This window comes from Phenylobacterium sp., assembly GCF_004799395.1.
GTDB lineage: Bacteria > Pseudomonadota > Alphaproteobacteria > Caulobacterales > Caulobacteraceae > Phenylobacterium.
Genome location: NZ_SSMZ01000091.1, coordinates 1 through 15,019, shown reverse-complemented (window position 1 = coordinate 15,019; position 15,019 = coordinate 1). Strand labels below are relative to the sequence as shown.

Annotated in this window: 11 protein-coding genes and 1 pseudogene; 11 read left to right on the top strand and 1 reads right to left on the bottom strand. The window is 70.0% G+C overall.

What is annotated here, in order from left to right; genetic code table 11:
* Nucleotides 1-81 precede the first annotated feature (81 nt).
* The 10 genes and pseudogenes from E8A12_RS06510 to E8A12_RS06465 all read left to right on the top strand — a co-directional run bounded on the left by E8A12_RS06510 (nucleotide 82) and on the right by E8A12_RS06465 (nucleotide 12,865).
* Complete coding sequence (locus E8A12_RS06510) at nucleotides 82-1,044, top strand: D-alanine--D-alanine ligase (protein ID WP_293367107.1); 963 nt, start codon at nucleotides 82-84, stop codon at nucleotides 1,042-1,044.
* Nucleotides 1,010-1,915 carry a cell division protein FtsQ/DivIB gene (locus tag E8A12_RS06505; RefSeq protein WP_293367106.1) on the top strand — a complete coding sequence of 302 codons (906 nt, stop codon included), beginning with the start codon at nucleotides 1,010-1,012 and terminating at the stop codon, nucleotides 1,913-1,915. The genes E8A12_RS06510 and E8A12_RS06505 overlap by 35 nt, the downstream gene beginning before the upstream one ends.
* Before the next feature lie 84 nt (nucleotides 1,916-1,999).
* Nucleotides 2,000-3,331, top strand: coding sequence for a cell division protein FtsA (gene ftsA, locus E8A12_RS06500; protein WP_293367108.1), 1,332 nt, complete (start codon nucleotides 2,000-2,002; stop codon nucleotides 3,329-3,331).
* 276 nt (nucleotides 3,332-3,607) lie between these two features.
* Complete coding sequence (gene ftsZ / locus E8A12_RS06495; protein WP_293367105.1) at nucleotides 3,608-5,077, top strand: cell division protein FtsZ; 1,470 nt, start codon at nucleotides 3,608-3,610, stop codon at nucleotides 5,075-5,077.
* A gap of 200 nt (nucleotides 5,078-5,277) precedes the next feature.
* On the top strand, nucleotides 5,278-6,186 hold the full coding sequence (gene lpxC / locus E8A12_RS06490) for a UDP-3-O-acyl-N-acetylglucosamine deacetylase (RefSeq protein ID WP_293367104.1): 909 nt from the start codon (nucleotides 5,278-5,280) through the stop codon (nucleotides 6,184-6,186).
* 57 nt (nucleotides 6,187-6,243) lie between these two features.
* A complete protein-coding gene (locus tag E8A12_RS06485) occupies nucleotides 6,244-6,855 on the top strand; it encodes an MSMEG_1061 family FMN-dependent PPOX-type flavoprotein (RefSeq protein ID WP_293367103.1) in 612 nt (203 codons plus the stop codon).
* 110 nt (nucleotides 6,856-6,965) lie between these two features.
* Nucleotides 6,966-7,748: pseudogene (locus E8A12_RS06480) on the top strand (outer membrane protein assembly factor BamD); the annotation flags it as partial.
* Between the two features lie 458 nt (nucleotides 7,749-8,206).
* Nucleotides 8,207-9,904: a DNA repair protein RecN gene (recN, locus tag E8A12_RS06475; protein ID WP_293367102.1), complete on the top strand. Its 1,698-nt coding sequence runs from the start codon at nucleotides 8,207-8,209 to the stop codon at nucleotides 9,902-9,904.
* Nucleotides 9,905-10,046: 142 nt separating this feature from the next.
* Entirely contained in the window at nucleotides 10,047-12,374 is a 2,328-nt protein-coding gene (gene ligA / locus E8A12_RS06470; RefSeq protein WP_293367101.1) for an NAD-dependent DNA ligase LigA, read from the top strand.
* Nucleotides 12,371-12,865 (top strand): NUDIX domain-containing protein, encoded by a 495-nt coding sequence (locus E8A12_RS06465; RefSeq protein ID WP_293367100.1) that lies wholly within the window; start codon nucleotides 12,371-12,373, stop codon nucleotides 12,863-12,865. The genes ligA and E8A12_RS06465 overlap by 4 nt, the downstream gene beginning before the upstream one ends.
* 28 nt (nucleotides 12,866-12,893) lie before the next feature.
* Here the strand turns inward: E8A12_RS06465 and E8A12_RS06460 are convergent, their stop codons facing one another.
* Nucleotides 12,894-14,516, bottom strand: coding sequence for an EAL domain-containing protein (locus tag E8A12_RS06460; protein ID WP_293367099.1), 1,623 nt, complete (start codon nucleotides 14,514-14,516; stop codon nucleotides 12,894-12,896).
* 116 nt (nucleotides 14,517-14,632) lie between these two features.
* Between E8A12_RS06460 and E8A12_RS06455 the strand changes: the two genes are divergently transcribed.
* A partial coding sequence (locus tag E8A12_RS06455; protein WP_293367098.1) for a DUF1345 domain-containing protein occupies nucleotides 14,633-15,019 on the top strand: 387 nt, incomplete at its 3' end.

Below are 15,019 nucleotides of genomic sequence, written 5' to 3'. Positions count from 1 at the left end.
AGCAGGTCCCAACAGCCTCTTGACCCGGCGCCTCGGCTCCGTCACCGCCATGGCATCGCCTGGCATCCCTTCGAGTCGCCCATGACCGCGCCCATTTCCGCCAAACCTCTGCAAGGAAGGCACGTCGCCGTCCTGCTGGGCGGGCTCTCGTCGGAGCGCGAGGTGAGCCTGGTGTCCGGGCGCGAGTGCGCCGAGGCCCTGGAGCGGCTGGGCGCCAGGGTCTCCAGAGTCGATGCCGGCCGCGACCTCGCCCAGACGCTGACCCAGCTCAAGCCGGACGTCTGCTTCAACGCCCTGCACGGCGAGTGGGGCGAGGACGGCTGCGTGCAGGGCGTGCTCGAGACCCTGGCGCTGCCCTACACCCACTCCGGCGTCCTGGCCTCGGCGCTGGCCATGGACAAGGCCAAGGCCAAGGCGGTGCTGGCCGCCGCCGGCGTGATCGTGCCGGGCGGCGGGCTCTTCAACCGCTTCGAGGCGGCGGCCGATCACGTCATGGCGCCGCCCTATGTGGTCAAGCCCAACGCGGAGGGGTCGTCCGTCGGGGTGTTCCTGGTCTTCGAGGGCGCGAACCGTCCGCCGCAGGAGATCGTCGCCCCGTCCTGGACCTTTGGCGAGGAGGTGATGATCGAGCCCTACATCGCCGGGCGGGAGCTCGCCGTGGGGGTGATGGACGGCAAGGCCATGACCGTCACCGACATCATCCCGCGCACAGGTTTTTATGACTACGAAGCGAAGTATGGCGAGGGCGGATCGACGCACATAGTGCCCGCAGATATTCCACCTCATGCCTTTGAAAAGGCGCTGAGAATGAGCGAGCAGGCGCACGCCGCCCTGGGTTGCCGAGGGGTTACCCGGGCGGACCTGCGTTATGACGATGTTAACGACGTTCTGGTCCTCCTTGAGGTCAACACCCAGCCCGGCATGACGCCCACTTCGCTCATCCCAGAGCAGGCGGCGCTGCAGGGCGTGGATTTCGACGCTCTGGTGCTTTGGATTACGGAGGACGCGTATGCCCGCGGCGGTGCGGGGGGGATCGCGAGCTAAGGCGAGACCCTCACCCAAGACGGCGCCGAAGGCGGCGCGTCAGGCGCCTGCGGCCCGCCGCGCGCCGGTCACCGAACATCGCGGACTTTCGCCCAGGCTGGCGCTGACAGGCGCCGTCGCCGTCCTGGCCCTCGCCCTGGGCGTGACGCTCGCCACCGGCCACCGCGGCCAGCGCCTGGCGTCCGCGATCGGCTCGGGTGTCGATGGCCGTTTCGGGGCGGCCGGCTTCCGGCTGAAGACCATCGAGGTGCAGGGCGCCTCGCCCATGGCCACCGCCGACATCGTCCGGGCCGCCGGGGTCTACAAGAACCAGCCGCTGCTGGGCCTGAACCTCACTACCTTGCGCAAGAACGTCGAACAGGTCGGCTGGGTGAAGGAAGCCCGCGTCGTGCGCCTCTTGCCCGACACCCTGGTGATCTCGGTGGCCGAGCACCGCCAGCTCGCCGTCTGGCAGCACGACGGGCGGCAGTTCGTCATCGACGACCATGGCCAGGTGATCAAGGAAGCCGACCCCGCCCGCTTCGCCAGGCTGCCCCTGGTGGTGGGCGAGGGCGCGGCGAGCCACGCGCCGGAGATCCTGCCGGTGATCGCCCAGCGCCCGCGCCTGATCGGTCAGATGGACGCCCTGGTCCGCGTCGACGATCGCCGATGGGACATCCGGATGAAGGACGGTTCGCTGATCCAGTTGCCGGCCGATGGCGTCGACGGGGCCCTGATGCAGCTGGAGCGGCTCGATCAGCGCTCGCGCATCCTGGAGCTCGGCTTCGACCGCATCGACCTGCGCAATCCCGACGTGGTCTCCGTGCGGCCCCGCGCCGTGCAGGCCTTGCAGTCCCAAACCCTCGCCGCGCCCGCCGGGGCGAGGCTCTGAACGCAGATGGAAGAAGAGTAGATGTTGAACCTGGCGAGCCCAGCCGACGCCCCCACCGAAGAACGCCGGTTCGACCAAGGTCAGATGGGCGGGACAAAGTCGTCGGGTCGAAAGGACGGCCGCGAGGGGCTGAAGGCGGCGCTGGTGCGCCCGCCGGTGGTCGCCGCCGTCGACCTGGGCGCCGCCAAGGTCGCCTGTTTCATCATGAAGCCCGAAGGCGTCCGCAAGGGCGACCGCACCCTGACCACCGCCGGCGTCGGCTACGTCCAGTCGCGCGGCATCCGTGGCGGCTCCATCGTCAACCTGGATGAGGCCTCCGAGGCCATCGCCCAGGCCGTGGAGCGGGCCGAGAACGTCGCCGGCGTCAACGTCCAGGGCGTCACCGTCGCCACCGCCGGCGGCCAGCTCACCTCCAACCGCGTGGCTGGCCGGGTCTCGATCGGCGCACGGCCGATCAGCGACAACGACCTGGTCCGCGCGATCAGCCATGCCCTGGCCCAGATCAAGCTGCCGGGCCGTAGAGCCGCCCACATCCTGCCGATCGCCTGGAGCGTAGACGGCCAGGGCGGGGTGCGCGACCCGCGCGCCATGTTCGGCCGCACGCTGGGCGTGGAGCTGCTGGTCGTCTCGGTCTCCGAGGCGGTGTTCCAGACCCTGGGCGCCTGCGTCGAGCGCGCCCACCTGCAGTTCGACGGCGTGGTCGCCGCCCCCTTCGTCTCGGCCCTGGCGGCGCTGGAAGAGGACGAGATGGACCTCGGCTCAGTCTGCATCGACATGGGCGGCGGCTCGACCTCCGCGGCGGTGTTCAATTCCGGCAGCCTTGTCCACGTCGAAACCGTGCCTGTCGGCGGCCAGCACGTGACCCAGGATATCGCCCGGGGGCTTTCCACCTCCATCGCCGGCGCCGAGCGGATCAAGACCCTGCACGGCTCGGCCATCGCCTCGGCCAACGAGGATCGTGAAATGATCGAAGCGCCGCCGCGCGGCGATGATCCCGGCGCAGGCCCGGTCATCGCCCCGCGCAGCCTCCTGAAGGGCATTATCGCGCCTCGCGTGGAAGAGACCCTGGAACTGCTGCGCGACCGCCTGAAGGCGTCCGGCGCCCCGATCGAGCCCGGCGCGGGCTTGGTGCTGACCGGCGGCGCAAGCCAGCTGGCCGGCGTCCGTGAAGTCGCCGTCCGCGTCTTCGACCGTCCGGTGCGCTTAGGGAGGCCGCGCCGCGTGCCGCACTTGGCCGACGCCGCCTCGGGCCCCGCCTTCACCGCCGCCGCCGGGATCCTGCACCGCGCGGCCTTCGGCCCCCGCGAGGCGGTGAGCGCCAAGGCGCTGGCCTCCGCGAAGCTGCGCCGCGAGCCCCTCGACCCCCGCGCCAACCCGGTGGCCAAGGCCGCCTCGTGGCTGCGCGAGAACCTTTGACGCTGCGTTAGGTCCCGTGCCCCGGAAAGCTTAACCAGCTATCCCCGGGTTCCACAGGGCGAGTCAGAACGCCGCACCCGCCGCTGATTCGGCTTACGCCTTGTGACGCAAGGGGATTTTTCCGTCACGGCGGCGCTCGACCCACTCGCGACTCACGGTATGCGGTTAACGCTCGATTAAGGATGTCGGCGCGTACTTAACGCTTAGTTACGAAGCGTGCGGCGGCGGTTCGCCGCTGCGCTCCGGGCCGCAAATTCAGAAGGACGCAGGGGTCCCATGACAATCGCTCTTTCAGCGCCGCGCGCGACAGAATTGAAGCCGCGGATCGTCGTCTTCGGCGTCGGCGGGGCCGGCGGCAACGCCGTCAACAACATGATCGAGGCGGGCCTCGAAGGCGTCGAGTTCGTCGTCGCCAACACCGACGCCCAGCAGCTGCAGTTCGCCAAGACCGAGCGCCGCGTGCAGCTCGGCGTCCTGGCGACGCAGGGCCTCGGCGCTGGCGCCCACCCCGAGATCGGCATGAGCGCCGCCGAGGAGAGCATCCCGGAGATCGGCGAGCATCTCGACGGCGCCCACATGGTGTTCATCACCGCGGGCATGGGCGGCGGCACCGGCACGGGGGCTGCCCCGATCATCGCCAAGTGCGCCCGGGAGCGCGGCATCCTGACGGTGGGCGTTGTCACCAAGCCCTTCCACTTCGAGGGTCGCCACCGCATGCGCCTGGCCGACGCCGGCATCGGCGAGCTGCAGCGCTATGTCGACACCCTGATCGTCATCCCCAACCAGAACCTGTTCCGCGTCGCCAACGAGCGGACCACCTTCGCCGAAGCCTTCGGCATGGCCGACCAGGTGCTGCATTCGGGCGTGCGCTCGATCACCGACCTGATGGTGCTGCCCGGCCTGATCAACCTCGACTTCGCCGATGTCCGCACGGTGATGACCGAGATGGGCAAGGCGATGATGGGGACCGGCGAGGCCACCGGCGACGACCGCGCCCTGATGGCCGCCCAGAACGCCATCCAGAACCCGTTGCTCGACGAAGTGTCCCTGAAGGGCGCCAAGGCGGTGCTGGTCAACGTCACCGGCGGCCTCGACATGACCCTGCTGGAAGTCGACGAGGCGGCCAACGCCATCTCCGAACAGGTCGACCCGGAAGCCAACATCATCTTCGGCGCGGCCTTCGATCCGTCGCTGGACGGCATGATCCGCGTGAGCGTCGTGGCCACCGGCATGGACGGCGCCTCGATCGCCGCCATCGAGCCCAAGCTCGAGCGCCGGCCGATGACCGCCCCGCCGCTCGTGATGTCCGATGCCCGCGCCCCTGCGGCGGAAGCCTCGGCCTACGCCTCGGCGCCGGCCGCCGACCCGATCGCGGCGTCCGTGGCGCTCGATGAAGAGCAACCCGACCTCTACGCCGCGCCCGGGCCTGTCGCCCATCAGTCCGCGCCCGAACCGGTGGTGGTCCAGCCGGTCACCCGCATCGTCGATCCGGCGGTGTCGGAGCCCCAGGACGAGCCGCTGTTCGCCGAGCCGGCCTTTGAGGAGCGCCGCCCGCGCGGCGGCTTCCTCAGCATCTTCGGCAGCCGGCCGCGCTACGACGCGCCGCAGCCGGCCGCGTCGCCTGCGCCGCGTCCGCAACCGAGCCGCGGCGGCGCGCTACCCGCCGAGGCCGCAGCGCCCGAGGAAGAGGCTCATCAGGGCGAGGATCTGGAGATCCCGTCCTTCCTGCGCCGCCTCGCCAACTAGCTGAAATACCTGAGAGTCCAACCTGCGCCGCGGCGGCCTGAAAAGGCTTCCGCGGCGCAGTCCGTTTTTGGACTCCGTTAACCGAAACATTGCGAAACAGGGTTTGTTTTGCTGCGGCGCACCAAGGGCATTAACCGCACTTGTGGGCGCTCCTCGGTCAGCGGGGCTTTTTACGCCCCAGTTCCAGGGAAGGTCCCAGCGTGGCGGCAGACGGTTTCCAGAGCGGCGCCTTTCAGCACACCGTCAAGACCCCGGCGCTGTTCGCCGGCGTCGGCGTCCACACCGGAGAATACACACAGGTCGCGGTGCATCCGGCCGGGTGCGACGCCGGCATCGTTTTCGTCCGCGCCGACATCGCCGACCGCGACAACCGCGTGCCCGTCTCGCCGGAAGCGGTCTGCAAGACCCAGCTCGGCACCGTCATCACCAACGCCGCCGGCGTGACGGTGGCCACCATCGAGCACCTGATGGCCGCCCTGGTGATGTCCGGCATCGACAACGCCGTCGTCGAGCTCGATGGGCCGGAGATGCCGATCATGGACGGCTCCTCCTGGCCGTTCCTGAAAATCCTCGACCGGGCAGGGCGCAGGCCCCAGGCGGCGGCCCGCCGGTTCATCGAGATCATCGACACCGTCGAAGTGGTCGACGGCGACAAGCGCGCCTCGCTGTCGCCGGCCATGCGCTTCGAGGTGGCCTTCGCCATCGAATTCCCCACCGCGGTGATCGGCCGTCAGGAAGTCGACCTGCCGATGGACGAGGCCGCGTTCCGCCGGGAACTGGCCGACTGCCGCACCTTCGGCTTCCTGCACGAGGTCGAAGCCCTTCGCGCCATGGGCCTGGCCCGTGGCGGCACGATGGACAACTGTGTGGTGATCGAGGGCGATCGGGTGCTGAACCCGGAAGGCCTGCGCCGCCCCGACGAGTTCGTCCGCCACAAGGCGCTGGACGCCATCGGCGACCTCTACGTCCTGGGCGCGCCGATCCTCGGCCGATTCGAAGGCGAGCTCGCCGGCCACGGGATCAACAACCAGCTGGTCCGCGCGCTGGCCGCCCATCCCGAGGCCTATCGCGTCCGCACGTTTGCCGATGAAATCGCCGTCGCGGTCTAAGCGACCCGGTTGCTGAGGTCCGCCGCGCCTGCTTCACTCCTGGCAGGAGGCGAGACGATGTCCGACAAACCCATGCAGGCCGAGCTGGAGCGCCTCTACACGCCGCCGAAGCCGGTGACGGTCGCCAAGGCCATCGATCACATCGACCCCCATGGCCGCCGCTTCATCTCGCTCTCGCCATTCCTGGTCATCGGTTCGGCGGGCGCGGGCGGGCTCGACGTCTCTCCGCGCGGCGGCGCGCCCGGATTTGTCCGGGTCGCGGACGACGGCCTGAGTGTGCTGATGCCTGATCGGCCCGGCAACAACCGATTGGATACACTGAAGAATGTCTCCGAGGGCGGCGGAGGGGTCGCCCTGATGTTCATGATCCCGGGCGTCGATGACATCTACCGCGTCAATGGCGCGGCCAGCCTGGTGGCCGACGAGTCGCTGTGCGCCGAGTTCGCGGAGTTCGGCCGTGCGCCGCGTACGCTTTTGAGCGTCGAGGTCCACGAGGCCTTCCTGCATTGCCCAAAGGCGCTGATGCGCGCCGACCTGTGGGGTGAGTCGCATAGGGTCGAACGCTCGACCCTGCCGTCCCTCGCCGAAATGGTCAGCGATCAGCTCGGTCTGGCCAAACCCAGCACTACCCACGCCGAGCAGGTCGAAAGCCTGCGCGGGTCTCTCTGACGGCTGCGGCGGTAGCGCCGTTTGCGCGCCACAGTCCCTGGTGTAGAAGCTTCTCTCCGCGTGGGGGCGCGCGTCGGTCTTTTGAGGTGAAGGTGCCTGTTTCTCCCAATCTGGGCGTTCGCAAGTCTTGGGTTCGCCCTGCGCTCATCATCCTCCTCTGCAGCCTCGCTGTGTCCGCCTGCGGGGCTCGGCCGAAGCCGAAGCCGAAGCTCGCCTATGAGGAACGGCCGGTGGAGCTGCTCTACTCGACCGGCGCCGACCGCATGGACAGGCACCTGTGGAGCCAGGCGGTCGAATACTTCCAGGAAGTCGAACGTCAGCACCCCTATTCGGAGTGGTCGCGCCGCTCGATTCTGATGCAGGCCTTCGCCCACTATCAGGCCAACGACTATGACGACGCGATCGCCGACGCCGACCGCTTCATCTCGCTCTATCCGGGCAACCAGGCCGCCGCCTACGCCCACTATCTGAAGGCCATCTGCTATTTCGAGCAGATCGTCGACGTGGGCCGGGACCAGGCCGCGACCGGTCAGGCCCTGGACAATCTGCGCGAGGTCACCTCGCGCTATCCGCACACCGAATACGCGCTCGACGCCCGCCTGAAGATCGACATGGTCAACGACCAGCTGGCCGGCAAGGAAATGACCATCGGGCGCTGGTACCTGCGTCAGAACGACACCCTGGCCGCCATCAACCGCTTCAAGGTCGTCACCGAACGCTATCAGACCACCAGCCACGCGCCTGAGGCGCTCTACCGCCTGGTGGAGGCCAACCTGACGCTCGGCCTGCTGGACGAGGCCAAGAAGGACGGCGCAGTGCTGGGCTACAACTATCCGGGCGATTTCTGGTATCGCGACGCCTACGACCTGCTGACCTCCAAGGGCCTGCGTCCGCAGGAAATCCCCGCGGTGGTGTCGAAGCGCAGCGTCTTCCATCCGGCCTTCACGAAGGACAAGACCCGCACGGTCCTGCCGCCCACCAATTTGCCTGACACGGCGGCGGCGTCCTTGGCGACCAAGACGAAGGTCGACGCCCCAGCTCCCGCGGCGGCTCCGGCCGCGGCGCCCGCCGACACGGCGAGCGCGGATCAGCCCACGCCCAAGAAGAAGCGCAGCTTCTTCCACATCCCGTTCCTTGGCTCGAAAGAGCCGGATGTCACCGGGCCGCAACCCGATCCGGACCCGACGCCGACCCGCTCGCCGACCTCCTAGGCCGAGCCGGACTCCCCCGCGGCGCCGCCTCGCGCCGCGGGGTTGGCTATGAGAACAAAAAGTGATCAACTGCGCTTGGGCGGCGCCTTGTCTGGCCGCTGATTCTTGGGCGTCCTGGCGGCCATGCTGATCGGCCAAACATGCTGATAGGACTCTGGATCCGCGACGTGGTGCTGATCGAGGCGCTGGACCTGTCCATCGGGCCGGGGCTGACGGTGCTTACCGGCGAGACCGGGGCCGGCAAGTCGATCATCCTCGATGCGCTCGGCCTGGCCGTGGGGGCGCGCGCCGACGCGGGCCTGGTGCGCCGCGGCGCGGCCCAGGCTGCGGCCTCGGCGCTGTTCGCGCCCGCGCCCAGCCACCCGGTCTGGGACCTGCTGGAAGAGAAGGGCCTATCCTACGCCCGCGACGAGGACCTGGTCCTGCGCCGCACCCTCAGCGCCGATGGCCGAAGCCGGGCGTTCGTCAACGACCAGGCGACCGGCGTCGGCGTGCTGAAGGAGATCGGCGAGGCGCTGCTGGAGGTGCATGGCCAGCACGAGACCGTGGGCCTGCTGGACGCGCGCACCCATCGCCCCCTGCTCGACGCCTTCGGCGGGCTGGAGGGCCAGGGCCGCGCGGTGGCTGGCCGTTGGAGGGAGTGGCGAGAGGCGCGGCTGGCGGTGGAGGCCATGCGCGCCGAGGTCGCCCGTGCCGACGCGGAGACCGAGGAGCTGACCCTGCGCCTGGCCGAGCTCGACCGCCTGGACCCGCGCGAGGGCGAGGAGACGGAGCTGGCCGAGGAGCGCGCCATCCTGGGCGCTTCGGAAAAGGCCCTGGCCGACATCGGCGGCGCCCGTGAGGTCTTCGAGGGCCTGTCCGCCCGCGTCGCCGGCGCTGTCAGGGCGTTGAGCCGTGCGCACGAACGCGCCCTGCTGGCCGGGGCGGCCGAGACCGGGACCGCCGTGAAGCGGCTGACCGACGCCTCGGCGGCGATGGACCGGGTGCTGATCGAGGCGGGGGAGGCCGAGGCGGCTATCGACGCGGCCGCCGAGGCCTTCGATTTCGAGCCCGATCGCCTGGAGAAGGCGGAAGAGCGGCTTTTCGACCTGCGGGGCCTCGCCCGCAAGCTGCAGGTCAGCGTCGAGGAGCTTCCCCAGTTGCGCGCCCGCTTCGCCGAGCGTCTGCGCGCCGTGGAGACCTCCGGCGATGCGTTGCGGGCCGCCGAGGCCGCCCTGGCCGCCGCCCACAAGGCCTATCTGGCGGAGGCGGGAAAGCTTACCGCCGAGCGCACGGCCGCGGGGCGGCGTCTGGCCACGGCCGTCATGGCCGAACTTGAGCCGCTGAAGCTCGACAAGGCCCGCTTCCAGGTCGCCGTCGAGCCCTTGGCCGAGGACAAGGCCGCGCCCACAGGGCTCGACCGGGTCGCCTTCGAGATCGCCACCAACCCCGGCGCGCCGTTCGGCGACCTGGGCGCTATCGCGTCAGGCGGTGAGCTGGCCCGCTTCGCGCTGGCGCTGAAGGCCGCGCTGGCCGGCCGCTCCGGCGGCCCGCAACCGCTGATGATCTTCGACGAGGTGGACCAGGGCGTGGGCGGCGCCGTCGCCGACGCCGTGGGTCTGCGCCTCAAGCGCCTGGCAGGCGAGGCTCAGGTGCTGGTCGTCACCCACAGCCCGCAGGTGGCCGCCCGCGGCGACGCCCACTGGCGCATCGCCAAGGCCGGCGAGGGCGAGCGCCTGCGCACCACGCTCGAAGACCTCTCCGCTACCGAGCGCGAGGAGGAAATCGCCCGCATGCTGGCCGGCGCCGAGATCACCGACGCCGCCCGCGCGGCGGCAAGGGCCTTGATCGGCGTCTAGCTTCCCTCCCTTGATGGGGAGGGTGGCGAGCGCCGCGAGACGGGTAGGGACGCGTGGGCCGGAACACCGAGTCAGAGATTGACCGGGACTTCCCCACCCTGGCCGCTGGCGCGGCCTGTCCCTCCCCATTAAGGGAGGGAAAATGATCCCCGTCGCCGACCTCACCCCCGACCAGGCGACCGCCGAGCTGGCGCGGCTGGCCGAGGAGATTGCGGGCCACGACATCCGCTATCACCAGCAGGACGCCCCGACGATTTCGGACGGCGACTACGATGCGCTGAAGCGGCGCAATCTGGAGATCGAGGCGCGGTTTCCTGAGCTCGTGCGGGAGGATTCGCCTTCCCTGAAGGTGGGCGCGGCGCGGGCGGCGCAGTTCTCCCCCGTGACCCATGGCGTGCCGATGCTCAGCCTCGACAACGCCTTCGCCGACGACGAGGCCGTCGAGTTCGACGCCCGCATCCGCCGTTTCCTGCGCCTCTCGTCCGGGGACCTGGTCGCCTACACCGCCGAGCCGAAGATCGACGGCCTGTCGTGCTCGATCCGCTACGAGAAGGGCAAGCTCGTGCAGGCCGCCACCCGTGGCGACGGGCGGGTGGGCGAGGACGTCACCGCCAATGTCCTGACTATCGCCGATGTGCCGAAGATCCTGTCTGGCTCCGGCTGGCCGGACGAGATCGAGGTGCGCGGCGAGGTATATCTCAGCCACGAGGCCTTCGCGGCCCTGAACGCGGCTGCCGAGGCGGCGGGCCAGAAGACCTACGCCAATCCGCGCAACGCCGCCGCCGGGTCGCTGCGCCAGATCGACGCGAAGGTCACCGCCGGCCGTCCCCTGAGCTTTTTCGCCTATGCCTGGGGCATCCACAGCGCGCCGTTCGCCACGACCCAATGGGAGGCCCTGGGCCTGCTCAAGTCCTGGGGCTTTTCGACAACGCCGCAGAGCGAGCGGGTGGAGAACGCGCCTGGCCTTCTGGCCGCCTACCAGCGGATGGAGGCGGTGCGTCCGCACCTTGCTTATGACATCGACGGCGTCGTCTACAAGGTCGACAGGCTGGACTGGCAGCAGCGACTGGGCTTCATCACCCGCACGCCCCGCTGGGCGATCGCGCGCAAGTTCCCGGCGCAACGGGCGCGCACCATCCTGGAGGCCATCGACATCCAGGTCGGCCGCACGGGCGCGATCACACCGGTGGCGAGACTCCAGCCGGTGACGGTGGGCGGCGTCGTGGTCGAGAATGCCACCCTGCACAACGCCGACGAGATCGCGCGCCTGGACGCCCGCGTGGGCGACACGGTGATCCTGCAGCGCGCCGGCGACGTCATCCCGCAGATCGTCTCGGTGGTGCTGGAGGAGCGCCCGAAGGGCGCGCGGCCCTACGCTTTCCCCACCCATTGCCCCTGCGATCTGCGCACCGAGATCGTGCGCGAGACCACCGCGGCGGGGGCGGAGACCGTGGTGCGCCGCTGCTCCGGCGAATTCGCCTGTCCGTTCCAGAAGCTCGCGCACCTGCGCCATTTCGTGAGCCGCCGAGCCTTCGACATCGAGGGCCTGGGCGAAAAGCAGCTGACCCTCTTCTCGGAGCGCGGGTGGCTGGAGAGCCCGGCCGACATCTTCCGCCTGAAGGACCATCGCGAGGAGCTGTTGGAGACCGATCGGTTCGGCGAGACCAGCGTCGCCAACCTGCTGGCCAGCATCGAGACCCGCCGCGACATCGCCCTCGACCGCTTCATCTACGGCCTGGGCATCCGCCACGTGGGCGAGACCACTTCACTGGCGCTCGCCCGTAGCTTCGAGACCGTGGCGCGGTTCGTAGAGGTCTCGGAGGCGGCGTCACAGCAGATGGCCGGGGCGCGGTTCGCCGAACTGTCGGACCTCGATGGCCTCGGACCCACGGCAGTGCAGGCCGTGCTGGACTTCGCCCGCGCCCGGCAGCCGCTGCTGATCCCGGCGGAGATCTCGCTTGAGGAACATCTGCGGCTGGCCATTCCCAAGCTCAATTCCAAGGCCCGGGCGGCGTTGGCGGCGCGCTATGGCGACTGGGCGAGCTTCGAGGCCGCCGCGGTCGAGGCGGCCGCCCAGACGCCGGGCGACGCCTTCCTGGACGTGGCGGCGGTGGACGCCGTCGGCGTGGTCGCCGCGCGGATGATCGCGGAGTTCTTCGGCGAGGCGCACAACCGCGCGCTTGTCGAGGCCCTGCTCAAGGAACTGCGGGTCATCCCGGCCGAGCGGCCCAAGACCGACACCGCCGTGGCCGGCAAGACCATCGTCTTCACCGGCGCCCTGGAGAAAATGACCCGCGACGAGGCCAAGGCCCAGGCCGAGGCCCTGGGCGCCAAGGTCTCGGGTTCTGTGTCGAAGAAGACCGACCTGGTGGTGGCGGGGCCAGGCGCGGGCTCGAAGCTGGTCGACGCCAACAAGCTGGGCGTCCGGGTGATCACCGAGGACGAGTGGCTGTCGCTGGCGGGCGGATGATTGCGCCGGTCCTGCGCGAGCGACCCACGGTGCGGGTGCTGCTCTTCGACCCCCAGGGGCGAGTGCTGTTGATGAAGGGCCGCTTGCCCAGCCGGCCGGAAGGACCGGGCTACTGGTTCGCCGTGGGCGGTGGGGTAGAGCGCGCCGAGAGTCTCGAAGAGGCCGCGGTGAGGGAACTGGCGGAGGAGACCGGCTTCACCGGCGTCGAACTGGGCCCGGTGGTCTGGCGGCGCGACGGGCCGCTGAAGCTGGCGGGCGAGACGGTGATGTTCCGCGAGCGCTACCTGGTCGGCCGCTGCGGGGGCGGCGAGCCCTGCCGCGACGGCTGGGATGAGCAGGAGCGCAACCTGATCGACGACCTGCGCTGGTGGACGCCGGTGGACCTGGCGGCCAGCGGCGAGACGATCTTCCCGCGCGAGATGCCTACCTTGCTGCCGGACGTGGCCGCCGGCCGCTATCCGGCCGAGCCGCTCTGGCTCACCTGGTCCTGACGCCGCCGAGGGCCGGAGCCCGCACGGTTCAGCCCGCCTTGGCGTTCCAATGGTTCTTGGGGGCCGCCATGACCGGCTCGTCGCTCGCCAGGCCGTAGAGCCAGCCCTGGGCGAAGTCGACGCCGGCGCGCCGCACGGCGTCCTCGACGATGGATGTCTCCACCATCTCCGCCAGGGTTTTCATGCCGAGCTCTCGGCTCATGTCGACCAGGTGCTTGATGAAGGTCGCGCTCCGCGAGCCGAATTGCAGGTCGCGGATATAGCGCCCGTCGATCTTCAGGACGTCGAGGCTGAGCTGCTGCAGATAGGCTAGAGAGGCGGCTCCGGCGCCGAAGTCGTCCAGGCACACCTCGCAGCCGGCCGCGCGCAGGACCTGAATGTGGCTGTCCGCCAGTTGCAGGTCGTCGATGGCGGCGCTCTCGGTGAGTTCGAACATCAACCGCCCGGAAATCTCCGGATGGCGCTGGATGAGCTTCACGGCGCGTTCGATATAGGCGCCTGAGATGATCGTGCGGCCGGAGACATTGACCGCCAGTTTCAGGTCCGGCTGGGGCGCCATGACGCCGATGGCGCGCTCCAGGATGGCGAAGTCGAGGGCCTCGATCAGGTCGAGCTCCTCCGCCATGCGGATCTGCGGGAAGGGGCTCTCGTCGTCGCCGAAGCGGACCAGGACCTCGAAGTGGTGGACCTTGCGGCTGCTGAGATCGACCACCGGCTGGTAGGCGAGGCGGAAAGTCTTGTCAGAAATCGCCGCGCCCAGGACGCCGGCCTCGCCGAGCGCCCTGTCCATGGCCAGCGTCAGCGCGTCGGCCAGGTTGGCCGGCATGGCGAACTCGGCGCCTTCGCGGCTGAAGCCGTCGAGGGCGTAGCGCAGGGCGCGAAGCACCTGCTGCGGACGCTCGACCCCGCCGACCCCGATGGCTCCGGCGCTGGGGGCGATCGGCTTGTCGGTGACCTTGCTCATCAGGCGGCCGAGCCGGGCGGCGAAGGCGTCGGAGGTCTCGCCCTTGGTGCGCACCAGGGCGAAACGATCGTGTTCAAGTTCCGTGGCCGCCGCGCCGCCCCACGCCTGGGCGCGCAGCAGGGCCGTGAGCTGGCTCTCCAACTCCTCGCGGGCCTCCGGCGTGCCGCCGCTGCGGGCCGCGCTCAGTCCCCCCAGTTCGACGAAGGACAGCTCCAGCTCCTTGCCGGCGCCGTTGGCGACGCCCAGCAGGTCGCGGGTCAGGAGTTCGAACGCGGCGCGGTCGGCCAGGCGACCTTCGAACAGGGCGGGCTCGTAGCGGGCCTGCGCGAAGGCGCAGGAGACCGCGCCGTTGTTCTGCGGCAGGCGTAGCGCGGTGAGCGTCGCGGCGTGCTCGGGCGCCGAGAGCCGCACGAGCACCGGCCCGGCGCGCCGCCCCGGCTCCAGCCCGGCCAACAGCATCTCCAGCATCCGTCGATCCACTGGCTCGATGAAATCCCCCCAGGCGTGGCCGACGAGAGCGGTCTCCGGGGCGCCGGACAGGGCTTCGCTCGCGCCCATGGCGAACGCGATCAGGCCGTCGGGCGCGATCTCGACCAGCAGGTCGGCGCTGGCGAAGGCGAATCCTAGCAACCGGTGCGGCTTGAGCGGCAAGGCGGGGTCCCCCCAGACGCCCCTTGCATAGCGCATCGGCCTTAACTCCCGGTTTCGCGGCTGCTCGCGCCCTTGCGCAGGCAGACGTCCGCCGCCCTAGCGCCTCAAGCCGGACTCGCGCGATGCTCCGGCGCACGCGTCAGGAGCAGCCGATGTCGGACAAGAACCCCTTGGGGTGGCGCAGATGGCTGGGGCCGCTCGGCCCGCGGCCGCGGCTGACCGTCGCGACGGCGGTCGGGGTCGCTGTCGGCCTGGCGCTGTTGGCGATCCCGCAGATGGGGCTCTCGACACGGCTGATCCTGGCCTGGGACGCGCTCTCCATGGCCTTCATGGGCCTGATGTACCGCGCCGTGGTGAGTCACGGGCCCAATGAGATCCGCGCCCAGGCGGAGATCGATGATGAGGGGCGAGGCGCGATCCTGGGCCTGGTGTTGCTGGCCGCGGCGGCCAGCGTCTGGGCGGTCGGCGTGGAGCTGTCGATCGCCAAGGACGCGCATGGCGTGCTGATGAAGGGCGGGCACATCGTCCTGGCCTTTGTG